The sequence below is a fragment of the Amycolatopsis sp. genome, assembly GCF_035546795.1.
Classification (GTDB): domain Bacteria; phylum Actinomycetota; class Actinomycetes; order Mycobacteriales; family Pseudonocardiaceae; genus Amycolatopsis_E.
In genome coordinates this window covers 35,323-59,166 of the sequence record NZ_DASZWC010000001.1, presented here as the reverse complement: position 1 = coordinate 59,166, position 23,844 = coordinate 35,323, and the positions used below count along the sequence as shown (strand labels likewise).

The 23,844-nt window shown below is 70.4% G+C and carries 20 protein-coding genes, 1 pseudogene and 1 riboswitch; of the genes and pseudogenes, 6 read left to right on the top strand and 15 right to left on the bottom strand.

Going from position 1 to position 23,844, the window contains the following annotated elements:
* Positions 1-49 precede the first annotated feature (49 nt).
* Positions 50-691, top strand: a pseudogene (locus tag VHD82_RS00290) (CatB-related O-acetyltransferase).
* 145 nt (positions 692-836) lie between these two features.
* Here VHD82_RS00290 and VHD82_RS00285 read toward each other — a convergent pair.
* On the bottom strand, positions 837-1,712 hold the full coding sequence (locus tag VHD82_RS00285; protein WP_325695602.1) for a nuclease: 876 nt from the start codon (positions 1,710-1,712) through the stop codon (positions 837-839).
* A 153-nt stretch (positions 1,713-1,865) separates the two neighbouring features.
* Here VHD82_RS00285 and VHD82_RS00280 point away from each other — a divergent pair, with 153 nt between their 5' ends.
* On the top strand, positions 1,866-3,386 hold the full coding sequence (locus VHD82_RS00280) for a CHAD domain-containing protein (protein ID WP_325695600.1): 1,521 nt from the start codon (positions 1,866-1,868) through the stop codon (positions 3,384-3,386).
* Here the strand turns inward: VHD82_RS00280 and VHD82_RS00275 are convergent.
* Together VHD82_RS00275 and VHD82_RS00270 are read right to left on the bottom strand one after the other, a co-directional pair.
* Positions 3,371-4,516: an FAD-binding oxidoreductase gene (locus tag VHD82_RS00275; protein ID WP_325695597.1), complete on the bottom strand. Its 1,146-nt coding sequence runs from the start codon at positions 4,514-4,516 to the stop codon at positions 3,371-3,373. The two genes, VHD82_RS00280 and VHD82_RS00275, sit on opposite strands and share 16 nt — an antisense overlap.
* Before the next feature lie 25 nt (positions 4,517-4,541).
* The gene (locus tag VHD82_RS00270) at positions 4,542-5,870 is read right to left on the bottom strand and encodes an MFS transporter (RefSeq protein ID WP_325695594.1); all 1,329 of its coding nucleotides are present in this window, start codon (positions 5,868-5,870) and stop codon (positions 4,542-4,544) included.
* A gap of 92 nt (positions 5,871-5,962) precedes the next feature.
* On the opposite strand from VHD82_RS00270, the gene VHD82_RS00265 reads away from it, so the two are divergent.
* Positions 5,963-6,931: an Lrp/AsnC family transcriptional regulator gene (locus VHD82_RS00265; RefSeq protein WP_325695591.1), complete on the top strand. Its 969-nt coding sequence runs from the start codon at positions 5,963-5,965 to the stop codon at positions 6,929-6,931.
* Positions 6,928-7,518, top strand: a complete 591-nt coding sequence (locus tag VHD82_RS00260; RefSeq protein WP_325695588.1) for a hypothetical protein — start codon at positions 6,928-6,930, stop codon at positions 7,516-7,518. The genes VHD82_RS00265 and VHD82_RS00260 overlap by 4 nt, the downstream gene beginning before the upstream one ends.
* A 4-nt stretch (positions 7,519-7,522) precedes the next feature.
* Here the strand turns inward: VHD82_RS00260 and VHD82_RS00255 are convergent, their stop codons facing one another.
* Positions 7,523-8,161 (bottom strand): class I SAM-dependent methyltransferase, encoded by a 639-nt coding sequence (locus tag VHD82_RS00255; protein WP_325695585.1) that lies wholly within the window; start codon positions 8,159-8,161, stop codon positions 7,523-7,525.
* Positions 8,158-8,877: a TetR/AcrR family transcriptional regulator gene (locus VHD82_RS00250; RefSeq protein ID WP_325695582.1), complete on the bottom strand. Its 720-nt coding sequence runs from the start codon at positions 8,875-8,877 to the stop codon at positions 8,158-8,160. The genes VHD82_RS00255 and VHD82_RS00250 overlap by 4 nt, the downstream gene beginning before the upstream one ends.
* Before the next feature lie 54 nt (positions 8,878-8,931).
* Here VHD82_RS00250 and VHD82_RS00245 point away from each other — a divergent pair, with 54 nt between their 5' ends.
* The gene (locus tag VHD82_RS00245; protein WP_325695579.1) at positions 8,932-10,035 is read left to right on the top strand and encodes an NAD(P)/FAD-dependent oxidoreductase; all 1,104 of its coding nucleotides are present in this window, start codon (positions 8,932-8,934) and stop codon (positions 10,033-10,035) included.
* A gap of 3 nt (positions 10,036-10,038) precedes the next feature.
* Here VHD82_RS00245 and VHD82_RS00240 read toward each other — a convergent pair whose 3' ends face one another.
* The 7 genes from VHD82_RS00240 to VHD82_RS00210 form a co-directional block, all read right to left on the bottom strand.
* Entirely contained in the window at positions 10,039-13,119 is a 3,081-nt protein-coding gene (locus VHD82_RS00240) for an AfsR/SARP family transcriptional regulator (RefSeq protein ID WP_325695575.1), read from the bottom strand.
* A gap of 155 nt (positions 13,120-13,274) precedes the next feature.
* Positions 13,275-13,865: a helix-turn-helix domain-containing protein gene (locus VHD82_RS00235; protein WP_325695572.1), complete on the bottom strand. Its 591-nt coding sequence runs from the start codon at positions 13,863-13,865 to the stop codon at positions 13,275-13,277.
* A gap of 67 nt (positions 13,866-13,932) precedes the next feature.
* Positions 13,933-15,237 (bottom strand): ABC transporter substrate-binding protein, encoded by a 1,305-nt coding sequence (locus VHD82_RS00230; protein ID WP_325695569.1) that lies wholly within the window; start codon positions 15,235-15,237, stop codon positions 13,933-13,935.
* A 10-nt stretch (positions 15,238-15,247) separates the two neighbouring features.
* Positions 15,248-16,327, bottom strand: coding sequence for a branched-chain amino acid ABC transporter permease (locus VHD82_RS00225; protein ID WP_325695566.1), 1,080 nt, complete (start codon positions 16,325-16,327; stop codon positions 15,248-15,250).
* Positions 16,324-17,202 (bottom strand): branched-chain amino acid ABC transporter permease, encoded by an 879-nt coding sequence (locus tag VHD82_RS00220; protein WP_325695563.1) that lies wholly within the window; start codon positions 17,200-17,202, stop codon positions 16,324-16,326. The genes VHD82_RS00225 and VHD82_RS00220 overlap by 4 nt, the downstream gene beginning before the upstream one ends.
* The gene (locus tag VHD82_RS00215) at positions 17,202-17,909 is read right to left on the bottom strand and encodes an ABC transporter ATP-binding protein (protein ID WP_325695560.1); all 708 of its coding nucleotides are present in this window, start codon (positions 17,907-17,909) and stop codon (positions 17,202-17,204) included. Before VHD82_RS00215 ends, VHD82_RS00220 begins: the two co-directional genes overlap by 1 nt.
* Positions 17,902-18,684, bottom strand: a complete 783-nt coding sequence (locus VHD82_RS00210) for an ABC transporter ATP-binding protein (protein ID WP_325695557.1) — start codon at positions 18,682-18,684, stop codon at positions 17,902-17,904. Before VHD82_RS00210 ends, VHD82_RS00215 begins: the two co-directional genes overlap by 8 nt.
* A gap of 228 nt (positions 18,685-18,912) precedes the next feature.
* Here VHD82_RS00210 and VHD82_RS00205 point away from each other — a divergent pair, with 228 nt between their 5' ends.
* Positions 18,913-20,424, top strand: a complete 1,512-nt coding sequence (locus tag VHD82_RS00205) for a long-chain fatty acid--CoA ligase (RefSeq protein WP_325695554.1) — start codon at positions 18,913-18,915, stop codon at positions 20,422-20,424.
* Between the two features lie 58 nt (positions 20,425-20,482).
* On the opposite strand, the gene trxA is transcribed toward VHD82_RS00205, so the two are convergent.
* From trxA to VHD82_RS00190, 3 genes are all read right to left on the bottom strand, one after another.
* On the bottom strand, positions 20,483-20,860 hold the full coding sequence (gene trxA / locus VHD82_RS00200; protein WP_325695551.1) for a thioredoxin: 378 nt from the start codon (positions 20,858-20,860) through the stop codon (positions 20,483-20,485).
* Between the two features lie 75 nt (positions 20,861-20,935).
* The gene (locus VHD82_RS00195; RefSeq protein WP_325695548.1) at positions 20,936-22,090 is read right to left on the bottom strand and encodes a phosphoribosylaminoimidazolecarboxamide formyltransferase; all 1,155 of its coding nucleotides are present in this window, start codon (positions 22,088-22,090) and stop codon (positions 20,936-20,938) included.
* Positions 22,091-22,121: 31 nt separating this feature from the next.
* Positions 22,122-22,206: riboswitch (ZMP/ZTP riboswitch) on the bottom strand.
* A gap of 4 nt (positions 22,207-22,210) precedes the next feature.
* Entirely contained in the window at positions 22,211-23,791 is a 1,581-nt protein-coding gene (locus tag VHD82_RS00190) for a long-chain-fatty-acid--CoA ligase (protein WP_325695545.1), read from the bottom strand.
* Between the last annotated feature and the right edge of the window lie 53 nt (positions 23,792-23,844).

Here is a 23,844-nt window from a genome sequence, read left to right as displayed (position 1 = left end):
CGATCATGGGCCGGACATTGCCGGACAAACCGTTGAGGAACCGCCCTTCATGCCCTCGCCCGCCGACCCGGTGATCCTGCACCCGATGCCCGGCCGGCCACGGGTGGTGCTGCTCAAGCCGCCGGTGCAGTCTCCGCTGATCGAGGTCGGGGAGTACTCCTACTAGGACGACCCCGACGATCCGGCCGCGTTCGAGACCCGCAACGTGCTTTACCACTACGGGCCGGAAAAGCTGGTCATCGGCAGGTTCTGCGCGCTGGGCACCGGGGTGCGGTTCATCATGAACGGCGCCAACCACCGGATGGACGGCCCGTCCACGTTCCCCTTCCCCACCATGGGCGGCTCGTGGGCCGGGCATTTCGGCCTGCTCACCGGCCTGCCGGACCGGGGCGACACCGTGGTCGGCAACGACGTGTGGTTCGGCCACAGTGCCACCGTGCTGCCCGGGGTGCGGATCGGGCACGGCGCGATCGCCGGCTCCGGCTCCGCGGTCACCCGCGATGTGCCGGACTACGGCATCGCCGGTGGCAACCCGGCCCGTCTCATCCGCACCCGCTACCGCGACGAGGACATCGCCCGGCTGCTGGCGGTGGCGTGGTGGGACTGGCCGCCGGAGCACATCACCGAGCACATTCCGACGATCATGTCGGGCAGCATCACCGAGCTGGAAGCCGCCGCCCCGCCCGCGTGACCCTTCGCCACAGACCGGAAACGAGTGAGCGTCCCACGCCCCGCGCCCATCTCGCGACGGCCGGCATCCCGGTCGCCGGCATCGGGGCTTACGCCGCACCGCCGCGGGTGGCACGCGGGTGCCGCCGGCCTGTCCGAGCAGATGCTCAGCCCTCGTTGAAGACGATCTGTTCCGGTTCGACGGTGAGGCGCACGTTCTGGCGCTTCACCTCCACCAGGGTGGCCAGTTCGGTGGCGTGCCCGGCGGGCACAGTGAACAACCGGTCGTCGCGGGTGTCGAGATAGTGCGCGAAACCGGTCAACGACACCCCGCCCGTCTCGTCCAGGCCGAGGTAATCGACGAGACGGCGGAACAGTTTCGGCAGGATCACCAGCTCGTCCCGGAGCTGCGTCCGCGACTTCAGCCGGAACCCGGCGCCCGTGGTCACGTCGTCGGCCCACACACCTTTACCCGCGTCGCGGGCGGTCACGGCCGCGTCCGACATGGCCTGGCGCAGATCCAGGTACAGCTTGGAGTAGAAGGTCGGGTATACGAGCCCGTCGCGCAGCAGCGCGTAGTTCGCCGACGCGCGCAGGCCTTTCGGATCGAGGTGGACGTCCGCGCCGTCGCGGGTGCGGCCCGGGCGCTGTCCCGGGAAGGCGATGGCGACCGCGCGCCCGTATTTGTCGGCGAACCGGGTCATGATGTGGCCCGGCACCTGTGCCGGGGTGGCCGCGGTGACGGTGCCGTCGGCGTCGCGGGTGACCTTCTTGAAGCCCAGGTGTGACAGCAGGCCCGCGGCGGCGGCCTGGCCGAGTTCGGCGGGCTGGCGCCACTGGCCACCGTGGTTCTGGGCCTGGTAATGGGTTTCCAGCGCGTCGATACCGTCCAGCCGCAGCTGCGCGCCGCCCTTGGAGTTGAGCCGGACGCGGATGCCGGCGGTCTGGAAGGCGCCCGGGTCGTCGGGATAGAAGCGGACCGAGTCGCCGTCGGGCGAGGCGCCCACGATCCGGAAAGTGCCTTTGATCAAGGTCAGTGTCATGACCTCACCCCCATGGCGGGAACGGTCGGGCACCACGGAAGTCGCGGCAAGGCCCCGCGCGTTACGGGCTGCGGCCTGGGAATACGGCGGCCGGGCCGCGGCGGGTCCCTATACTGGCCCTCGACCGGCCGCGCTAGGAGGAACGACGTCACCGTGCCCATCGAGCTGATCTTGCGCTGGCAGGGGCGGCCCACCGGGTGCGGCCGGGCCGAGATCCTCGACCAGCTGAGCGTGCTCACGCCCACCTACCGCCTGACGCCGGGCCCCCGCCAGGCCTGGGACGCCACATACCTGGACACAGTGGACTGGCGGCTGCGCAAGCGCGGCCTGGTGCTGCGTCATCTGGCCGGGTCGCTCGTACTCGACGGGGAAGGCGGGCCGTGGCGGACGGAATTGCCGGGCGAGCCGCAATGGCCGGCGCTGGCCGGTGCGCTGGCGCCTGGCGAAGTCCGCGACCAGGTCGAGCGCGCGATGTGGGTGCGGGCCATCGCCCCGAAACTGCGCAGCAGCGAGGTGTCCCGGGAGGTGACGGTGCTCGACGCCGAAGGCTGCGCCGTGGCCGAAGTGGAATGGGCCGAGTCCGCGGGCGTCGAACCCGTGCAGACCGCTCCCCTGACCCGCGTGACCGTGCGCGCGCCGCGCAAACGCGACGCTGAGCGCATCGCCCGGATTCTCCTTGCGGGTGACCAATTCCAGTCCGGTGAAGGCACCGTCTACGACGCGCTGCTGACCGCGTCCGGCTTGCCTGAACGCCGCACCCGCCCGGCGATCACCGCCGACATGCCCGCCGACGCCGCCATCGCCACCGCCCTGCTCGGCTTCGCCGACGCGATCGAGGCCAACGTCGCGGGCACGGTCGAGGACGTCGACACCGAGTTCCTGCACGAGCTGCGCGTGGCGGTGCGGCGGACGCGGTCCCTGCTCAAGATCGCCGGGGACATGCTGCCGGGGGCGCCACCGAAGGGGTTCAAGTGGGTCGGCGCGCTCACCACCCCCACCCGCGATCTGGATGTGTACCTGCTGCGTTTCGACGAACTCGCCCGCCGCAGCACGGTCGGCGAACTCGGCGACCTCGAACCGTTCCGCCAGCACCTGCGGTGGGAACGCGCGCGGGAACGGCGCGCACTGGTGCGGGGACTGCAGTCGAAGAAGTTCCGCAAGCTGCTCGACGGCTGGTCCGCGGCGCTCCGGGAAGTCGCGGGCGGATCCGGGGTCACGGCCGCCGAACTCGCCGGCGAGCGCCTGCACCTCGTCGCCGACGATGTGCTGCGCCACGCCGCGGCCATCACGCCCGCCTCCACCGCCGAGGACGTGCACACCCTGCGCAAGCGCTGCAAGGAACTGCGCTACTCGCTCGAGGTGTTCCGGCCGCTGTGCGCGCCGGAGCCCTACCGCAAGGTGGTCAAGAACCTCAAGCGCCTGCAGGACGTGCTCGGCGCGTTCCAGGACGGCGAGGTGCAGAGCGCGCATCTGCGCCTCTACGCCGAACGCATGCTCCGCCGGGGAGATCCGCCGGCGGCGACCCTGCTGGCGATGGGCGAGCTGCTGGCCCGGTTCGTGGAGCAGCAACAGCACGCGCGACACTCGCTCGGCTCCGCGCTGGACAAATTCCTGGGCGCGGGCACGCGCGAACAGCTCGCCGCGCTGCTGCCGGCGGCTCAGTGGGCGTCGTAGATGCCCTGGTAGTGCGCCAAAGACTGCTCGCGGATCTTGCTCGCGTCCCAGTCGTCGAACCGGGCGGGATCGAGCCGGGCCGGGTCGACGGCGGTGTCCCCGGCGCCCAGCAGCAGGTTCGCCACGTGCCTGCCGATGCCGGCGGCGTGGGTGACCCAGCCGGCTTCGGCGAACCACAACCCGGGCACGGTGCTCGGCCCGGCCAGCGGCAGCTCGTCCGGGGTCATCGCGAACACGCCGTTGAGGCGGCGGCCCTGCGGCGTGCCCCGGAACGCGGGTACCAGCTCGGCCGCCCGCTCCAGCGCGGTGCCGAAATCGTCCGCACGGAAGGAAACCTCGGCGGTGTCGAGTGATTCCGGGCTTGCCGGCAGCGGGGTGTGGGAGTAGGTGCCCATGTCGTAGGCGCGGCCATGGCGGCGGGTGTACACGGTGTGCTCGGGGTAGCGCACGATCGGCGTGTCGATGGGGGTGTCGTACGGTTCCGGCCGTTCGGTGGTGAAGACGTACGGATGCTGCACGCCCACCATCGGCAGCCGGACCCCGGCCGTCGCGGCGAGCACCGGGCCCCAGATCCCGGCGGCGAGCACGACCTGATCCGCCTCCAGCACGCCGTCGCCGGTGCGCACCCCGACGACCCGGCCGTGCGCGGTCTCCAGCGCGTGCACCCTGGTGCGCCAACGGAATTCGGCGCCGGAGGCGGCGACGAGGGCCTGCGTGATCGCGGTGGGTCCGGCCGCCCCGTCGGAGGGGATGAACAGCCCGCCGAGCGCCACGTCGGCATTGACCAGCGCGGGCGCCCGCGCGACCGTCGCGGGCGCGTCCAGTACCCGCGCCTCGATACCCAGACCCCGGCCGTGTTCGACGTCGCGGTGCGCCTGCTCCAGCCGGGCCGCGCTGGTCGCGACCTCCAGGCAGCCGACCGGATGGAACACCTCACCGGGCAGTTCCCGGTACAGGGCAACGCTTTCCTTCGCCAGCACCGCCAGCTCCGGTGTCGCACTGAGCTGCCCGGCGAAGCCCGGGGCCAGGCCGGTGGAACCCGGCAACTTCGCCGAGTCGCGGGCGTCGAGCACCACCACGCCGGTCTCGCCGAGCCGCGACAGGTGATAGGCCACCACCGCGCCGACCACCCCCGACGACGTTCATCGGGCCTCCTCAAACATGGTGTGGCGCCAGTGTATTCAGGCGAGCCGGCAACATCGCGAAGGTCAACACCAGCACCAGCGCGATCAACCCGACCGCGATGTCCAGCGCGGCGGTCACGGACACGCGGAAGAACACCGTCCCCAACAGCGCGACACCGAACGACGCGCCAAGCTGCTGCACGGCGTTGAGCAGACCCGACGCCGAGCCCGTCTCGTGCCGGCCCACCCGGGAAAGCGCGTTGCCGAAGAACGGCACCGTGAACAGCCCCATGCCCAGCCCACAGACCGCCAACGGCGCCCACAACGCCGGTGTGGCAAGGAGGAACACCATCCCGCCGAGCCCCGCGAGCACCAGCACGGCGCCGATCCGCATCACCCCGGGACCCAGCCGCGGCACCAGCACCGTGCCCGCGAGCAGCGATCCCGCACCCAGCCCGGCCGACCACGGCAGCATCATCAGCCCCGCGCCCAGCGCGTCCTCGCCACGCGCCACCTGGAAATACACCACCAGCACGAACATCAGCCCGCTCAGCACCGCATAGAACAGCAACAACCCCAGCATCGACGCGGGGAACACCCGGCCCCGGAACAGCCCCGGCTCGACCAGCGGGCCCGCGCCACACCGCGCCTTGTGCCGCTGCTGGACCACGAACACCGCCGAGCACCCCAGCCCGGGCAGCAGCAACAGCCACCCGCCCTGCACCACCGGGTAGATCAGCAGCCCCATCGCCCCCGCGGCGAGCACCGTGCCCGTGACGTCCAGACGCGGGCGGGCGGGGGAACGGTCCTCCTCGATCAACGGCGCCAGCAGCACCACGAGCACCCCGAGCGGGACGTTCACGGCGAACACCGAACGCCAGCCCGCCGCCTCCGTCAGCACACCACCCAGCAGCGGCCCCGCCACGGCGGACAACGCCATCACCGGACCGATCAGCCCCAGCGCCCGGCTCAACTCGGGACCCTCGAACATCGCACGGATCAGCCCGAACGTCTGCGGGATCAGCAACGCCGCGCCCACGCCTTGCAGCACCCGCATCGCCATCAGCACCGCCACCGACGGCGCGAGCGCGCAGAGACCGGAGCACACCACGAAGACCACGACACCGGTGACGAACACGCGGCGGCGGCCCAGGATGTCACCGAGCCGCCCACCGGTGATCAGCAGCAGCGCGAACGACAGCGTGTACCCGGCGGTCAGCCACTGCAGCTGCCCCTCGGTGGCGTGCAGCCCGTCGCGGATGGACGGCGCGGCCACCTGCACGATCGTCGTGTCGAGCAGGTTCATCGCCTCGGCCAGCAGCAGCGCGCCCAGCGCGAACCAGCGGAAGTTCCTTGTCATGCCGACGAAACTAGACACCGGGCACGAAAAGTACCCCGCATCAGCGGTCAGTTGACGGATATCGCCACCGAGCGGTGGTTATCCTTCGCGATGTGCCACTCGACGAACTCGACCGCGCCATCATCCACGCGCTGATGCTCGACGGGCGCGCACCCTTCAACCAGCTCGCCGACGTCCTCGGCGTCTCCCAGCAGACCGTGGCCCGCCGCTACCGCAGGATGCGCTCCGACGGCACGCTCCGCGTGGTGGGCATGACCGACCCGCGCCGCACCGGCGGGGTGCAATGGTTCGTCCGCCTGCACTGCACCCCCGACGCGGCACTGAAGGTCGCCGACGCGCTGGCCCGCCGCAACGACACCTCCTGGGTCCAGCTCACCTCCGGTGGCACCGAGATCGTTTGCATCGTGCGCACCAGCGGTGGCGCCCCGGACACCTTGCTGCTGCAACAACTCCCCCGCACCCCGCGCGTCGTGTCCGTGTCGGCGCACTGCCTGCTGCGCACCTTCGTCGGCGGACCGCTCGCCTGGCACTGGGCCGCCGCCGTGCTCACCCCGGACCAGATCCGGCAGCTGACCCCGCCCCCACCGGCGGAACCGCCCACCGACATCTCCGCCGACGAAGCCCTCCTCGCCCACCTCAGCCACGACGGCCGGACACCCTTCGCCGACCTCGCCACCGCCGCGGGCATCCCCGAACCCACCGTGCGCCGCCGCGTCCGGCAGCTCCGCCGCAGCGGCGCCCTGTACTTCGACGTGGACATCGACGCCGCCGCGCTCGGCTACACCGCACAAGCCCTGCTGTGGCTCGCCGTCCCGCAGACCGCGCTGGCCACCGTCGCCGAAGCCCTGTCCCAGCAACGGGAAGTCGCATTCGCCGCCGCCACCACCGGCACCACCAACCTGGTCGCCAACGTGCTCTGCCGCGACGTCGACGCGCTCTACACGTACCTCACAGCCGAGATCAGTACCATCAGCGGCGTCGGACACGTGGAGACCGCACCGGTGATCCGCACCATCAAACGCGCGGCCACGCCCGCACGCACCCCCGAGGGAGCCCGATGAGCCAGACGCGCCGCGCCCTGCACGGTGTCGCCGAACTCGTACTGGCCGGGCCGCAGTACCGCGCCACCGGCTCCATCCGGCTGCGCATCACGCCCGGCGGATTCGCCACCACCGAAGAACCCCGCGTGATGGTGGTGGTCGACCAGCTCGTCGCCGGGGAACGCCGCGTCCCGCTCGACGGCGCCACCTGCGCGCGCCTGCACCCCGACGCCGGGGCGCCCGCCGGGCTCTACTCCGACGGCTCCGGAGTCGCCTCCGGCGAAACCCTCTCCGTCGACGCGGCCGAGGCACTGGTGATCATGGCCGGGTTTTCCGACGGCGACGCCGCGCTGCGGCTGTTCGCCCCCGGAGCCGAACCGGTGCTCTGGCCCGAACACTTCGACCTGGCCATCACCGTCGACGAAGTCGACTACGGCATCTCCGCCGGGGACAGCCACCTGCCCGAGCCCTACGCGTACGTCGGCCCGCACCGGCCACGCCGGGGCGAGTTCTGGAACGCGCCCTTCGGCGCGACCCGCCCGCTGCGCGAACTCGCCGGTGTGGAAGGAATCCTGGAGTTCCTGCGCCGCGGCCGGGACGAGACCTGACCCGCTACGGCTTGCGCGCCAGCAGATACGCCTGCGACGTCGACTCCCAGCGCTCCGGCTCCCGCACCAGCCGCGAGCCCACCACGAACCCGTGCCGCTCCAGCAGTTCCGCCACCCGCTCCGGCACCAGCCGGTAGGCGTCCAGCGAGATCTCGTGCCCATAGCCCTTGTCCAGATGCCTGACCTCGTCGCCCACCTGGAACGCGAGCACCAGCTGCCCGCCCGGCGCCAGCACCCGCGCGAACTCGGTGAACACCGCCGGCAGCTGCTCAGGCGGGGTGTGGATGATCGAGTACCACGCCACGATCCCGCCAAGGCCACCGTCGGGCAGATCCAGCGCCGCCAGCGAACCGACCTCGAACCGCAAACCCGGGTGGGTCCGCCGCGCCACCTCCACCATCCTCGGCGACAGGTCCACCCCGAACACGTCCAGCCCCAGCGACGCCAGGTGCCCGCTCAGCCGCCCTGGACCGCACCCGAGATCACCCACCGGCCCGCGACCCCTTGCCAGCTCGGCGAAAGCGACCAACACGGCCCGGTCGATCGGGCTGGCGTCGAGCTCGTCCTTGAGCACTTCGGCGTAGTCGGCGGCCACAGTGTCGTAGGCCGTGCGGATCTCGGTGAGGTAGTCGGGTTCAGTCACGCGGTGGACGATATCCCCCGGAGCACCTGCCCCAGACCAGTCTCGAAAGCCGTGTCGCGACTGGGATGCACCGCATCCCGCACGACCTCCGCCAGCATCGGGAACCGCCCCGTGGCCAGCATCCGCTCCAGATACGGGCCCACCTCCCGCTGCCACCGCAGCTCGTCCAGCCCACTGGCCCGCTCCTGGCGCAGCTCGGTGATCTCCACCCGGATCGCACCCAGCACGTACGAATGCACCGTTCCCACCGCGGCCAGCACCGCACCGATGTCCTCGAACCCGGGCGCCGCGCGCACCCCCGCCAACAAGGATTCGGTGTACGCCAGCGCGTTCGGCCCCAACTGCGGACGCCCGCCCAGCAGATCGGCGAACCACTCGTGCTGCCGCGCGGCCTTCCGCAGGCCCCGGGCCAGCGCCCGGATCGTGCGCTGCCACTGCCTGCCCGCCTTGCGTGGCAACGGAATCTCGCCGTACACGGAGTCGACCATCAGGTCCAGCAACTCGTCCTTCGTGGACACATAGCCATACAGCCGCATCGGGCCCACGTCCAGCGCCGCGGCCACCTTCCGCAGCGACACCGCGTCCAGACCCTCGGCATCCGCCAGCGACATCGCGGCCGCCACGACGCGCTCCCTGCTCAACGGGCTCAGCCCACCCCGCTGCACCGGTTCGGCCCGCTCCCACACCAGCCGGCCACTGTCCGCTCGTGCCGCCATCACACCTCCCGATACGATGTATCGTACGATACAGTGTATCGAAAAGGAACGCTCATGCGCATCGCCATCACCGGCGCCGGTCCCGGCGGCCTCACCCTCGCCCGCGTCCTGCACCAGCACGGAATCGACGCCGCCGCGGTCTACGAACGCGACACCGGCCGCACCACACGCACCCAGGGCGGCACCCTCGACCTGCACCCCGACACCGGCCAACGCGCACTACGCGATGCCGGGCTCGAAGCCGAATTCCTGGCCGTCGCCCGGCGCGAAAGCCAAGACCTGCGCCTGCTCGACAAACACGGCACCATCCGGCTCGACCAGCACACCCCCGACGACGCGCCGCTCATCGACCCCGAAGTCGACCGCGCCGACCTGCGCGACATCCTGCTCGACTCACTCCCGGCCACGACCGTCCACTGGGGACACGAACTCACCCACGCCACCCCGCTCGGCGACGGCAGGCACCGCCTGCACTTCGCCGACGGCACCACCACCGAAACCGACCTGCTCATCGGCGCCGACGGCGCCAACTCCCGCATCCGCCCCCTGCTCACCGACGCCGAACCCCGGCCGACCGGCCGGCAGCTGCTCGAAACCCAGATCCCCGACATCGACCGCACCCACCCCGAACTCGCCGCCGTCATCGGCCGCGGCAACTACTGGGCACTCGACGCCGGCCGATCCCTGTCCGCCCAGCGCAACAGCGACGGCCGCGCCCGCGTGTACGTCAGCGTCCAGGCCCCCACCGAACTACCGGCCGGCGACCCCGCCACGATCCGCGCCGGAATCGCCAAGCTCTTCCACGACTGGGCACCCGGCTTCCACGACATCATCGACGCCTGCGAGGACACCTTCCTCCCACGCAAGATCACCGTGCTCCCCGTCGACGTGACCTGGCCGGGAACCCCCGGCGTCACCCTCCTCGGCGACGCCGCCCACCTCATGCCACCCGTCGGCCGCGGCGCCAACCTCGCCATGCTCGACGCACTCGAACTCGGACTCACCATCGCCGCCGGCAAACCGGTCCGCGACTACGAAACCGCGATGTTCCACCGCGGCGGGAAAGCCGCGCGGCGCTCGGCACAGGTCAACGAGATCGTCGCTGCCGGAGCGGAAGCGACACTCGCCTTCTTCCAGGGCCACGACGGCGGACGCTGACCCTCACCCGCGTCGCGCCAGCAACCCCTGAATCCGCACTTCCAGCGCGGTCAACCCGATCTCCCGGCACACCGCCAGCGCCTCGTCGTACAACTCACCCGCCCGAGCCCGCTCGCCCTCGCCGTCCCGCACCGAGGCGATGGCCAGCAACGCACGCGCCTCCAGCAACCGCAACCCCAGCCGCCGCGCCAGCGCCAGCCCCTCTTCACCCGCCTCCAGCGCCCCCGCGAAATCACCGGCACGCGTCCGCAACGCCGCCAGGCCGATCAGCGCCTCCGTCAGATCGAAGGGCGCGTTCCAGTTGCGCGCGATGTCCACCGCACGGACCTGGAACCGCTCCGCCTCGGCCACCCGCCCGAGCGCCGCCTCCGCGCGGCCCAGCGCGTTCAACGCCGCCGCCGACGTTTCCGGATTGTTCTCCCGCTCCGCCAGATCCAGCGCCGTCGCCGCATACTCCCGGCCCAGCTCGAAATCCCCGGCATCCACCCGCAACAGGCTCAACCCACTCAACGCGTACGCCTCACCGTAAAGATCCTTCGCCTCCCGGTGCAGCTCCCGCGCCTCGGTGAGCAGCTTCTCCGCCGCGTGCTCCTCGTTCCGCAACCGCAACGTGAGACCGAGACTCACCAGCGTCGCCGCCTTGCCCCAGTTCGAATCCGCCCCCGCCGCCAGCTCCAGCGCCCGGCTGAGCTGCACCACCGCGTCGTCGAGCCTGCCCAGCTGCCGGTACACGAAACCCAGGTTGTTCAGCGACATCATCTCGCCGATCTCACTGCCCAGCGAACGCTGCAACCGCGCCGCGGCTTCGTACTGCCCGGCCGCCTCGCTGTACTGCCCGGTCCCCTGGTACGACACCCCCAGCGCGTTCATCGCCGCCGCCCTGCCCTCCAGCCAGCCACTCGACTGGTGCGCGTCCATCGCTTTCAGCAGATGGTGGATCGCCTGATCCCGGCGTTCCAGGTAGTTCCACACCGTGCCGATGCTCTGGTGCATCAACGCCACCACCCGCACCTCGCCCAGCCGCTGCGCCGCCGCCAGCACCGAGGTGGCCAGATCCCGCCATTCCGCGCGCATCCCCCGGTGCATGAACACCATCCGCGCCGTGTCCGACAAGTACCAGGCCTGCGGATACGGGCCGTTCTCCGCCGCCTGCCGCAACAGCGCCGACAGATTCCCGTGCTCGGTGTCCAGCCACGACGCGGCGGCCGCCGCATCCGGGAACCGCAACGCCTGCGGGCTGTACACGTCGAAATCCCGCGGCAACCGCAACCCGCGCCGCCCGAACCGCTCCTCCGCCGACTCCGCCGTCGCCAGATAGAACTCCACGAGCCGCTGCCACGCCGCGTCCCGCTCCGCCGCGGCCTCCTCTTCACCGAGCCGGTCCCGCGCGTAATCCCGCAGCAGATCGTGGAAATGGAACCGCCCGATCGCCTGTTGCTCCAGCAGATGCGCCGCGGCCAGCCTGTCCAGGCGCCGCCGCACCTCCGGCAACGGCTCACCCACCAGCGCCGCCGCCACCGGCGCGGTGAAATCGGCGCCCGGAATCAGCGCCAGCAACCGGAACAACCGCCGCAGCTGCGGCGGCAACGCCTGATACGACACGTCGAACGCATTCGTCACCGCCCCCAGCCGCTCCCCGCGCGACAGCTCGTACACCAGCTCGGCGATCCGCGGCTTCGCCCGCGTGGTCAGATTCGCCGCCGCCACCCGCAACGCCAACGGCAGATTCCCGCACAGCTCCGCCAGCCGCCACGCCGCCTCCGGCTCCGCCGACACCCGGGCCGGACCCAGCACACCCGTCAGCAACGACCGGGAATCCTCCGGCGGCAACACATCCAGCGGCAACGGCCGCGCACCGGTACGCGCCACCAGATCACTGAGCCGGTGCCGGCTCGTCACCAGCACCGTGCCCGAAGGCGGCAGCAACGGCAGCACCTGCGCCCCGTCCGCGGCATTGTCCAGCAGCACCAGTACCCGCTTGTCCGCCAGCAACGAACGGTACAAACCCTCCTGAGCGTCCAAACCGGACGGAATCCGCTCCGGTGCGACACCCAGCGCCCGCAACAAACTCACCAGCGCCTGCTCCGGTGTGAGCGGCGCACGCTCGGCATCGAACCCGCGCAGGTTCACATACAGCTGCCCATCCGGGTAGTGCGTGCGCATACCGCGTGCCCAATGCACTGCCAGCGCCGTCTTCCCGACCCCGGCAGTGCCATGGATGACGCAGATCCCGGTCGCGTCCCTCCCGCCGGACAACTGCTCGCCCAGCTGCGCCAGCTGACCGCTCCGGCCGGCGAAACTCTGTGCGCCATAAGGCAAACCGGCCGCCGAGACCACCGGCTCCCGCTGCCCGTCGGCGATCAGCCGCCGCAACTCCCGTAGCTCGGCACTCGGCTCGATCCCCAGCTCGCCACCGAACAGCCGCTCCGCGTCCGCATAGGCCGCCAGCGCGTCGGCCGTGCGCCCCGACCGGTGCAGCGCCAGCATCAGCTGACCACGCAACCGTTCCCGGAACGGATGCGCCGCCACACTCTCGCGCAGCTCGCCGACCACCTCTGCGTGCCGTGCCGCCGACAACTCCGCCTCGTACAGCTCCTCCAGCGCCGCGGTCCGCCGTTCCTCCAGCACCGGCACCATCCTGTCGGCCAGGAACGGCGTCACCCCCGCCAGCGGCTCCTCGTCCCACAACGCCAGCGCCGCCCGGAACCGCTCCGCCGCCTGCAACGGCCTGTCCTCCGACAGCTCCGCCTTGCCCTCGGTCACCGCCGTCTCGAACACCTCCAGATCGAGATCACCCGGCCGCACCCCGATCAGATAACCGGGCGACCGGCGCACGATCAGCGCACGCCCCAGCAGCTTGCGCAGCTCCGAAATCCGCACCTGCAGCTGCCCGCGCGCGCTCGCCGGCGGCGTCTGCCCCCACACGAACTCGATCAGCTGATCCTCGGCCACCACACGATCGGCGTTGAGCAGCAACGCGGCCAGCACGGTCCGCTGCTTCGGACCACCGAGCCGGACCGGCCCCTGATCATCGAAAGCCGCCACCGAACCCAGCAACCGGAACCGCACAGAGCCCAACGACATGACACCATGCTGCCAGTGCCCGGTACACGCGCCGGACACAGTTTCCCGCTGATCGAGAGTCCCGGCGACCTCTTTGCTGTCTTTTGGAGTGGAAAGCGCACTGTGCACAGGTAGGCAAAGCCGTTCGCTCCCGCGCCGTATATGGTGTTATACACCTAAGAAGAAGGATAAAGCCGGCCCATCAGCTCGAGCACCTCGTCGATCATCCGCCGTGCCCTCGCCCGGCTCGGCGCCGCGGCCACCTCACGGCCGGCCTCGGTCGCCATCGCGGTCAGGCACAGCACGAGCATCTCGCTCAACGGCCGCACATGCCCGTTGACCAGCACCGAGTTCGCGTGCAGCCAATCGCGGAACCGTTCCCTCGCCAGCAACCCGAACCCGGCGGGCCCTCCCCCGCCCAGCAGCACCGTGGCCAGCTCCCGCTCCTCCCAGCAGCCCTCCAGGTACGCCCGGGTGCCCACGATGAACAGCCGCAGCGCGTCCTGCTCGCCCTTGCCCAGCGCGGTGCGGAAGGCCTGGGCCGAACGATGCTGCTGGCGCCGCTGATAGTCGTTGTACAACGTGATGTAGAGGTCCGACTTCGCGGCGAAATGGTGATAGAGACTGCCGATACTCGCCCCGGCCCGCTCGGCGATGTCGGCCATGTTCGCGTTGTCGTAGCCGGCCGCGGAAAAGACCTCACGCGCGGCTTCGAGCAGCGCCGCGCGTGTGATCTGGGCCCTTTTGCTGCCGGTCACGTCGGTCATGCCCCGATTCTGCCGGACACCCCGTGGAGCGGACACGTCGGCGCGAGACGTGCCCGCTCCACGAGCTTCACCCCACCGGAATCCCGTTGGCGGGCGCGGCAGGCTGCGCCCCCGTGTACGGCACGATGGGACCGTCGGCGTCGTCGGTGGTCAGTGGGGTACCGGACGTCACGGCCACCCCACCGTGGATCGTCGCGATCTGCCCGCCGGTGTAACCGGCGTGCGAATCCGCCCCGTAACGGAACGGCACCAGGCCCGGGCCGGCGAGCCCGCCCTTGTTGAGCGTGTCCAGCAGCTTCTGCCGGGTCAGATCCTTGCCCGCGGCCTGCAGCGCCTGCACGAAGGTGTAGGCGTAGGACATCGCGTAGATGACGTTGCCGTCGAAGGGAATCGCCGGGATGTACTGGTCGTGGATCTTCTTGAACAGTGAGATCCACGAGTTCGCGGTGTCCCCGCCCGCCGGCAGGTACGCGCTGCTGACCAGGCCCTCGATCAGATCGGTGCCCTTGACCGCCGTGCCCGACTGCTTCGCGAAGTTCTCCAGCAGCCCGGACACCGTGATCGGGTCCGCGCCGACGCTGGACGCGACCAGCTGCGGTTTGTAACCCAGTTTCAGCGAGGTCAGCTTGAACAGCGCGGTGTAGGCCGGGATCGCCTCCAGTACCACCACGTCGGCCTGCGAGCGCGCGATCGCCGAGACCTGCGCGGCGATGTCGGTGTTGCCAGGCTGGTACGGCTGGCGCGAGACGACCAGGCTCTGGTCGATGTACTTGTCCAGGCCCTTGATCCCGTCATGGCCGAAGTCGTCGTCCTGGTAGAAGTACGCCACCTTCTTGCCCGCGAAGTTCTGCTTCACGTAGTTGCCGAGGATCTTGCCCTCGACCGTGTAGTCGGGCTGCCAGCCGTAGGTGTACGGGTGGTCCTTCGGGTTGTCCCAGCAGGTGCAGCCCGACGCGACGAACAGGTCGGGCACCCGGGAGCTGTTGAGGAAGTCCACGACCTTCGTGTGCGTCGGCGTGCCGAGCGCGCCCAGCACCGCGAACACGTTGTCCTGCAACACCAGCTGCTTGGTCAGGGTGACCGTATTCGCCGGGTTGTAGCCGTCGTCGAGGTACTTGTAGTCGATCTTGCGGCCGTTGATCCCGCCGTTGGCGTTGATGTAGTCGAAGAACGCCTTCGCCGCCGGGCCCTGCTCGCTGTACCCCGGCGCCGCCGCCCCGGTCAGCGGGAGCGTGCTGCCGATCGACACGCTGGTGCCGGTCACACCCGGCGTGCTTTCGCCACCACCCCCTCCCCCGCCACACGCGGTCAGGGTCAGTGTGAGCGCCGCGGTCAGCGCGACCGCCGGACGCAGGTGCCTGGATACGGTCATCTTCACTCCATCACGGTTGTTCGGGTGAACTTCGACGACGTACGGGCAGCCGGCCGAGCCGACGCACCCCGGCCTGGATCCCACCCGGGAACAGCACGATCACGGCGATCAGCACGACGCCGTAGAGCACGAGCGGGATGTTGGCGTAGACCGCCTGCGGCAGGTTCGCCGACTGGGCCAGGTTGGTGGACCAGTTCGGCAGCAACGTCACGATCACCGCGCCGTAGACGGCGCCGGCGAGGCTGCCGAGCCCGCCGAGTACCGCCGCGGTCAGCAGCGACAGCGACAACGTGAGGGTGAAGGCACCAGGCGCGGCCAGGTTGTTGACCATCGCGAACAATCCGCCGGCGAGGCCCGCGCAGCCGGCGCTGACGCAGAACGCGAGGATCTGCGTGCGGGCCACGTGCACCCCGGACAGCGCCGCCGCGTCCTCGTCCTCGCGGACGAACCGCATGTTGCGGCCGAGCCTGCTGCGCGCCAGGTTCGCCAGCAGGAACAGCACGATCACCAGGCACAGCCCGCCGATCCAGGCCTGCCAACGCTCCAGCGGGAACGACTCCCCCAGCGACAACGGCGGCGGCTCGGGCGTGACGATCAGCCCGTTCGCGCCCCCGAGCAGGTCACGCAGCCCGTGGTAGTCCGCGAGCGAAGGCAGCCCCACCGCCAGCGCCAGGGTCGCGCCGGCCAGGTACGGGCCGCGCAACCGTGCCGCGGCCACGCCGACAAGCGCGCCGAGCGCGGCGGTGATGACCGTGGCCGCGATGAGTGCTGTCCACAATGGCCAGTGGAGATGTTCGAGCAGCAACGCCACCGAGTACGCGCCGACAGCGACGAAAGCGCCGTGCCCCAGGGAGATCTGTCCGCTCAGGCCGGACAGCACGGTGAGCCCCGCCGTCGCGATGGCCATGTAGCAGATCTGCGCCAGCTGCAGGTTGTCGAACGCGTCCAGCGAGATGCTCAGGAAGTAGAACGCGACCAGGCCCAGCACCGCCCAGAAAACGTGGCGCAGCAACGTGGAACCACGCCACCACCGCAGCGGCGCGGGCACCGGCTTCACTTCGGCGTCCTCGTGGGTCTTCGTCGCCGTCATACCCGCCGCCTCACGCCGGTGCCGAACAACCCGTTGGGGCGCACCATCAACACGGCGATCAGCACCACCAGCGACGCCAGCGTGACGATGTCCGAGCCGAGGTAGCCGGACACGTAACTGAGCACCGCGCCGAGAATCAGCCCGCCGACGACCGCGCCCGGCGGACTGTCCAGTCCGCCGATCACCGCGGCGGTGAACCCGAACACCAGCACCGCGTCGAACCCGGTGGGGCTGACGAACGTGCTCGGCGCGATCAGCACCCCCGCCACGGCGCCGACCACCGCGGCCAGCGCCCAGCCGACGGTCAGCATCCGCCCGACCCGCACCCCCAGCAGCCGGGCCACCTCCGGCGCGAACGCGGCCGCCCGCATCTTCAGCCCCAGCGACGTCCGGCGGAACACCACGGCGAGCACCGCCATCATGCCCAGCACCACCAGCACGACCCACAAGTCGTTGGGCGAGAACAAAAGCTGATGATCGCCCACCTTGAACCCGGCGATCCCGAAGCCCGGCGGGTAGGAGCGCGGGGTGCCGCCGAAGACCATCCCGGCCAGCCCCTGCAACAACACCAGCAGGCCGAAGGTGACCACGACCGCGTCCAGCGGTGGCCGGTTCTCGACCGGGCGCACCAGCAGCCGTTCGACCAGCGCGCCCAGGATCAGGCCGCTCACCACGGCCACGGCCAGCGCCAGCCAGTACGAGCCGCCGTGGCTGACCACGGTGTAGGCGAGGAAAGTGGTCAGCATCAGCATGCCGCCCTGCGCGAAGTTCACGATCCGGGTGGACCGCCAGATCAGCACCAGCGCCAGCGCGACGGCGGCGTAGACCGCGCCGCTGGTCAGCCCGGCCAGGGTCAGATCGAGGAATCGGCCCATCACATCTCCAGGTAGGCGCGGCGGACCCGGTCGTCGGCGGCCAGGTTCCCGGCGGTGTCGTCGGCGACCTTGCGGCCGAGGTTGAGCACGACGGCACGGTCGGCCACCGACAGCGCGGTGCCGGCGTTCTGTTCCACCAGCAGCAAGGTCAGCCCGGTCTCGGCGCGCAGCGAACGCAGCGTCGCGACGATCCGCGCGGCGGTGCGCGGGGCGAGCCCGAGCGAAGGTTCGTCCAGCAGCAGCAGTTTCGGGCGGCTCATCAGCGCCCTGGCGATCGCGAGCATCTGCCTTTCCCCGCCCGACAACGTTTCCGCACGCCGGGAGCGGCGCTCGGCCAGGGGCGGGAACAGTTCGTACATCCGGGAAAGGCCGGTTTTGAGCACGCCCCGGTCCTTGCGCCACAGCCCGCCGAGGCGCAGGTTTTCCTCCACCGTCAGCTCGACGATCACCCCGCGGCCTTCGGGCACGTGCGCCATGCCGAGCCGGACCAGGTCCTCGGGCACCCGGCGGGTCACGTCCTGCCCGGCCAGCCGGACCGTGCCGGCCTTCGGCGGCAGCAGACCGCTGATCGCGCGCAGCAGGGTGGTCTTGCCCGCGCCGTTCACGCCCAGCACCGCGGTGATCGAGCCCTGCTCGACGGTGAAATCGACCTGGTCGAGCGCGCGCACCGGGCCGTACTCGGCGACGAGACCGGTGACCTCAAGCATCGCCCACCTCGACCGTCTCGCCCAGATAAGCGCGCTGCACCAGTGGATCAGTGCGGATCTCGGCCGGGGTGCCGCGCGCGATCACCTCGCCGAAGTCGAGCACCACCAGCTGGTCGCACAGGTTCATCACGAACTCCATGTGGTGTTCCACGACCATGACCGTGGTGCGCTCCCGCAGCCCGCGCACGATCTCGGCCAGCTCCGTGGTCTCGGTGGCCGAGAGTCCGGCCGCCGGTTCGTCGAGCATCAGCAGCCTGGGCTCGCTGATCAGCGCGCGCCCGAGCGCGACGCGTTTCCGCACCCCATAAGGCAGGCTGGCGCAGATCCGCGGCGCCTCGGCGGCGATGCCCAGTGACTCCAGCACCTCCATCGCCCGCTCGCGGACCCGGTGCTCGCGCCGCTCGGCCCAGGGCGAGGCCAGCAGCGCGGCGATCGCGCCGGTGCGCACCCGGTGCGAGGCGCCCGCGATCACGTTCTCCAGGACGCTCAGATGCGGGAACAGCCCGAGCCCCTGCAGGGTCCGGGCGATACCGAGCCGGGTCAGCTGGTGCGGACGTGGCCGCAGCGGCTTCCCGTCGAACAAGATCGAACCGGATTCGGGCCGGACGAACCCGCAGACCGTGTTGAACAGGGTGGTCTTGCCCGCCCCGTTCGGGCCGATCACCCCGAGCACCTCACCGCGGGCGACATCGACGGAAACCCGGTTGAGCACTTGCAGTCCACCAAACGCGACACACAGTTCCCCGGCGCGCAGCAGTGCCTCGAACTCAGGCATCTCGTCCGATCACCGCCTCGTTGCAGTGTGCCGATTCCAGAACCCGGTTCGGTTCGCGGCGAACAGTACAACGCCGGGCACGGCTTGCCCAGAGCTTCGGCGGAAACAGACATTCCGGTGCTTTTCCGTGACCTCGGAGTGACGCCGCCTTGATCGACGGCGCCGACCTGTTAGCGTCGGACCAGCAAAGACCGAATGGCGTTCTAGTTTTTCGCCGAAGGGGAGGACATGCTCAATCTCTCCGTGCTGCTGGAGTCCACCGCGCGCCGCTTGCCCGGCAGGGCGGCGATCGTGCAAGGCACGCGCACACTCACCTACGCCGAACTCGACGCGCACGCCGGCCGGGTCGCCGCCGCCCTGCGCGCGGACGGGCTGCGCCCCGGCGAACGGGTCGCGCTCATCGCGCCGAACGTGGCCGAATTCCCCATCGTCTACTTCGGGCTGCTCAAGGCCGGAGCGGTCGTGGTGCCGCTCAACCCGTTGCTGAAAGAACGGGAACTGAGCTTCATCTTCAACGACTGCGGCGCCGTGGCCGTGTTCGCCACGGAAGGCAGCGCACAGCTACCCGTGCTCGCCAACGCGCGCGCGGCGGCCGCCGAGGCGCCCAGCGTGCGGAAGATCGTCCCGCTCGAAGAACTCGACGACTACCTCGCCCCGCACCCCGAGCCCGCCGAGACCGAGCCGACCGGCGCCGAGGACCCGGCGGTGATCATCTACACCAGCGGCACCACCGGCACCCCGAAGGGGGCGACGCTCTCGCACGTGAGCCTGTTGCTCAACGCGCGCATGAAGGAACTGCTGGTGCCCAAGCACGATCACGACGTGGTCCTCGTGGCACTGCCGCTCTATCACGTGTTCGGGCAGACGTCGGTGATGAACGGGAACGTGCACGGCGGCGCCACCCTCGTGCTGCTGCCGCGCTTCGATCCCAGCACCGCCCTCGACCTGCTGATCGAGCACGAGGTCACGCTGTTTTCCGGGGTGCCCTCGATGTTCCAGGCTTTCCTGCAGGCCGACCCCGACGGTGTGTGCCTGCGTGAGGCGGCGAAGACCGTCCGGCTCATCACCTCCGGCGGCGCCGGCCTGCCGACCGCGTTGTACGAACGGTTCGAGCAGACCTGCGGGCTCGGCATCCGGCAGGGCTATGGGCTGTCCGAGACCAGCCCGACGGTCACGTTCAGCCCGTGGGACGAACCGATCCGGCCCGCGTCGGTCGGCAAACCCGTGTGGGGCGTGGACATCGAGGTGGTGGACAAGCAGGACAAACCCGTGCCCGCGGGCACGGTCGGCGAGATCGTCATCCGCGGCCACTGCCTGATGTTGGGCTACTTCAACCGGCCCGAAGCCACCGCGGAGGCCGTGCGCGACGGCTGGTTCCACACCGGCGACCTCGGCCGTTTCGACGAGGACGGCTGGCTCTACGTGGTCGACCGCGTCAAGGACCTCATCCTGCGCGGCGGCTACAACGTCTATCCCGCCGAGGTGGAACAGGTGCTGCTGTCCCATCCCGCCGTCGCGATGACCGCCGTCGTCGGCGAACCGCACGAACGGCTGGGCCAGGAGGTGGTGGCCTACGTCGTGCCGCGGACCGGGCACGAGATCGACGTCGCGGAGCTGTCCTCGTGGGCGCGGGAACGGCTGGCGGAGTACAAGTACCCCCGCCGCATCCACGTCCGCGACAGCCTGCCGATGACCTCCACCGGCAAGATCCTCAAGCGCGACCTCACGGCCGGAGGATGAAGGCGCGGCCCGACACACGGAAGGCGGGCCCCGGCGAGGGCCCGCCTTCCGGTACGGCTCAGGATTGCTGTTGCTGCTTCTGCTGTTCGGCGATCTCGCGGCGGACTTCAGCCATGTCGACCTCGCGTGCCTTGCCGATCAGCTCTTCCAGCGCCGGCTCGGGCAGCGCGCCGGGCTGCGAGTACAGCACCACGCCGTCCCGCACGATCATCAGGGTCGGGATCGAGGAGATCCCGAACGCACCGGCCAGCTCCTGCTGCGCCTCGGTGTCCACCTTGCCGAACACGACGTCTCCGTGCTTGTCCGACGCCTTCTCGTACACCGGCGCGAACATCCGGCACGGCCCGCACCAGGAGGCCCAGAAGTCGACCAGGACCATACCCTCCTGACCGACCACCTCGTCGAAGTTCTCCTTGCTCAGTTCGACCGTCGCCACGTGACTCTCCTTGGATGGGGTACGACAGTCGGTGTAACACCCGGGGCGGCGGCATTCTTCCTGGCCTGTTTCCCGTCAGTGGTGGAACAGCCGCAAGCCGGTGTGGACCAGGGAGATCCCGTGCTCCCGGCAGGCAGCCTCGACCTCACCGGAGCGGATCGACCCGCCCGGTTCGGCGAGGTGGGCGACGCCGTGGCGGTAGGCGTGGTCGACGTTGTCGCGAAACGGCAGGGCGCCGTCCGACGCGAAGGCCACCCCCGTCAGGTCCGCGAGCCACTGAGCGCGTTGCTCGTCCGTCAAGGCCGCGACAGGTTCGTAAAAAACCTCCGACAGACGGGCGTTTTCGCCCGGCGTGAGGTCGCCTTCCACGAAGCGGATCTGCCAGTTGATCCGGTCCTGGCGCCGGAGGCCAGGCCGGAACGCGAGCGCCCGGACAGCAGGGTGACGGCGTAGCCACCACGTGTCGGCCTTCGCACCGGCCAGGCGGGTGCAGTCCACACGCGACTGCTGGCCCGCGCCGATCCCCAGGGTCGCGCCGTCACGCACGTAGCACACGGAATTCGACTGTGTGTAGCGCAAAACCGCCAGGCCCAGCAGGAGATCGTCCCTCGCCGTCGCGGGCAGCGTGCCGCATACGACGTTGTCCAGCAACGCGGTGGAGAGCGCCGTCGTGTCACGCTGCTGGGTCAGGCGCACGCCGAACACCTCGCGTGCCTCGATGTCCGGCGGCACAAAGGAATCGTCGGCCTCCAGCACCAGGAACCGGCCGTTCTTCTTCCTGCTCAGCGTCGCGACAGTGCCCGGCGCGTAACCGGGTGCCACGATTCCGTCGCAGACCACGCCCGCCAGCATCCCGGCGAGCTCGGCGTCGACCGGGTGCGAGACCGCGGCGAAATCGCCGTACGAGGACTTCGGGTCGACGTCGCGGGCGCGCAGATACGCGCTCGTGAGCGCACCCACACCGGCCGGATCCACGCCGTACAGCTCGGCGACGACGTCGTCGACCGGCCCGGCAACCGCGGCTCCGGCGGGCGAGACGTGCTTGAAGGACGCGGCGGCCGGCCGGTTCAGGGCCCGGCTCGCCTCCAGCACCAACTGCCAGCCGTTGAGCGCGTCGAGCAGGTTGACGAAGGACGGGCTGCCGTGCAGCACCCGGACCGGCCATGCGCCGGGCCGCGCCGGTTCGATCGCCGCTTGCTGCTGGGGGTTGGTGCCGTACCGCAGTTCCACGCGAAGCCTCCAATGTCAGCCGACTCACTGACGCAGGCACCCAGGCGTTCGACGCGCACGTGAACAACCGGCCGCTCCCCGGTGGTTGTCCACCTTCGCCAGTCGCGGCCGGATCCGATGCTATCCGCCGGCTTCGATCGGCAGCCTGCCCGCCTCGCGATCGGCGCGCAGCCGGGTCTTGAGCACCTTGCCGCTCGGGTTGCGCGGCAGCGCGTCGAGGACGGCGATGGACCGCGGCCGCTTGTACCGCGCGAGCCGGTCGGTGCACCACTGCGCCAGTTCGGCGGCGGTCGGCGGATCGCCCGGGGTGCGCGGGCTCAGCACGGCCAGCGGGGTTTCGCCCCATTTCTCGTCCGGCATCCCGATCAGTGCCACTTCGCCGATCTTCGGATGCGCGGCGAGCACGTTCTCGACCTCGGCGCAGTAGATGTTCTCCCCGCCGGAGATGATCATGTCCTTCTTGCGGTCGACGACGAAGTAGTAGCCGTCCTCGTCCTGGCGCACCAGATCGCCGGAGTGGAACCAGCCGCCACGGAAGGCCTCGGCGGTCTCGGCCGGTTTGTTCCAGTACTCCTTCATCACCATCGGGCCGCGGTAGACGATCTCGCCCACTTCGCCGGGCGCGACGTCGTTCATGTCGTCGTCGACCACCCGCACCTCGACGTTGAGCATCGGGGTGCCGACCGAACCGATCTTGCGGATGGAGTCCTCGCCGCGCAGCAACGTGGTGACCGGGCTGCATTCGGTCTGCCCGAAGGCGGTGTTCACCTCGGCCTGCGGGAAGGTGTCGATCAGCGTGCGCAGCAGCGTGGTGGAGGCCGGGGCCGCGCCCCAGGAAATCCGCCGCAGCGCGGACAGATCCCGCTCGGCGATGCCCGGCACCGCGCAGATCGCCTGCCACTGCGCCGGCACCAGGAAACACGACGCGACCCGTTCCCGCTCGAACAGTCCGACCACGGCGGCGGGATCGAACTGCCCCGAAGGCAGCAGCACCGTCCGGCCGCCGAGCAGCAGGTTCGGCAGCAGCCCGGAAAGCCCGGCGATGTGGAACAGCGGGGCGGCGGCCAGCCACACCTTGTCGTCCGGCTGGACACCGAGGTGCGCCATGTTGCTGAACGCGTGCATCAGCAGGTTGTAGTGGGTCAGCACCGCGCCCTTCGGCCGGCCGGTGGTGCCCGAGGTATACATGATGAACGCCGGGTCCTGCTCATCCACGGTCAGTTCGCCGAACTCCGGCGACGCGGCCGCCAGCGCCTGTTCGTAGTCCCCGCCTTCGCCGAAGACCAGGCAGGGCGCGGTGCTTCCGGCCTTTTCCCGTGCCTTCGCCATCGTGTCCGCGAGCGGGGCATGCACCACGATCGCACCGGCGCCCGCGTCTTCGAGCACGTAGGCGATCTCGTCGGCGACGAGCCGGAAGTTGACCGGGACGCAGATCGCGCCCAGCCGGGTGGAGGCCAGATAGGTTTCCAGCACCTCGAGCGTGTTCAGCCCGAGCACGACCACACGGTCGCCGTACCCGGTGCCGCGCTCGCGCAGCGCGTTGGCCAGCCGGCTGACGCGTTCGTCGATTTCGGCGTAGCTGCGGCTGATCTCGTTGTACTTGAAGGCGATCCGGCCGGGGATGACCCGGGCATGGCGGGCGAGCTGGTCGCCCATCGTCATGCCACGGCCCAGCAGACGGGGAACTGACTGTGCGGACATCGGCCACCTCTGCGCTGAAGACGGGCGATACTCGCGCCAACCTACGGGCCGGG

What these genes read in the sequence shown, in the direction of transcription:
- VHD82_RS00285 (WP_325695602.1), bottom strand. Translation starts at nt 1,712, where the DNA reads ATGACACTGACCTTGATCAAAGGCACTTTCCGGATCGTGGGCGCCTCG.
- VHD82_RS00270 (WP_325695594.1), bottom strand. Translation starts at nt 5,870, where the DNA reads ATGACAAGGAACTTCCGCTGGTTCGCGCTGGGCGCGCTGCTGCTGGCC.
- VHD82_RS00260 (WP_325695588.1), top strand. Translation starts at nt 6,928, where the DNA reads ATGAGCCAGACGCGCCGCGCCCTGCACGGTGTCGCCGAACTCGTACTG.
- VHD82_RS00250 (WP_325695582.1), bottom strand. Translation starts at nt 8,877, where the DNA reads ATGGCGGCACGAGCGGACAGTGGCCGGCTGGTGTGGGAGCGGGCCGAA.
- VHD82_RS00245 (WP_325695579.1), top strand. Translation starts at nt 8,932, where the DNA reads ATGCGCATCGCCATCACCGGCGCCGGTCCCGGCGGCCTCACCCTCGCC.
- VHD82_RS00240 (WP_325695575.1), bottom strand. Translation starts at nt 13,119, where the DNA reads ATGTCGTTGGGCTCTGTGCGGTTCCGGTTGCTGGGTTCGGTGGCGGCT.
- VHD82_RS00235 (WP_325695572.1), bottom strand. Translation starts at nt 13,865, where the DNA reads ATGACCGACGTGACCGGCAGCAAAAGGGCCCAGATCACACGCGCGGCG.
- VHD82_RS00230 (WP_325695569.1), bottom strand. Translation starts at nt 15,237, where the DNA reads ATGACCGTATCCAGGCACCTGCGTCCGGCGGTCGCGCTGACCGCGGCG.
- VHD82_RS00225 (WP_325695566.1), bottom strand. Translation starts at nt 16,327, where the DNA reads ATGACGGCGACGAAGACCCACGAGGACGCCGAAGTGAAGCCGGTGCCC.
- VHD82_RS00220 (WP_325695563.1), bottom strand. Translation starts at nt 17,202, where the DNA reads ATGGGCCGATTCCTCGATCTGACCCTGGCCGGGCTGACCAGCGGCGCG.
- VHD82_RS00215 (WP_325695560.1), bottom strand. Translation starts at nt 17,909, where the DNA reads ATGCTTGAGGTCACCGGTCTCGTCGCCGAGTACGGCCCGGTGCGCGCG.
- VHD82_RS00210 (WP_325695557.1), bottom strand. Translation starts at nt 18,684, where the DNA reads ATGCCTGAGTTCGAGGCACTGCTGCGCGCCGGGGAACTGTGTGTCGCG.
- VHD82_RS00205 (WP_325695554.1), top strand. Translation starts at nt 18,913, where the DNA reads ATGCTCAATCTCTCCGTGCTGCTGGAGTCCACCGCGCGCCGCTTGCCC.
- VHD82_RS00190 (WP_325695545.1), bottom strand. Translation starts at nt 23,791, where the DNA reads ATGTCCGCACAGTCAGTTCCCCGTCTGCTGGGCCGTGGCATGACGATG.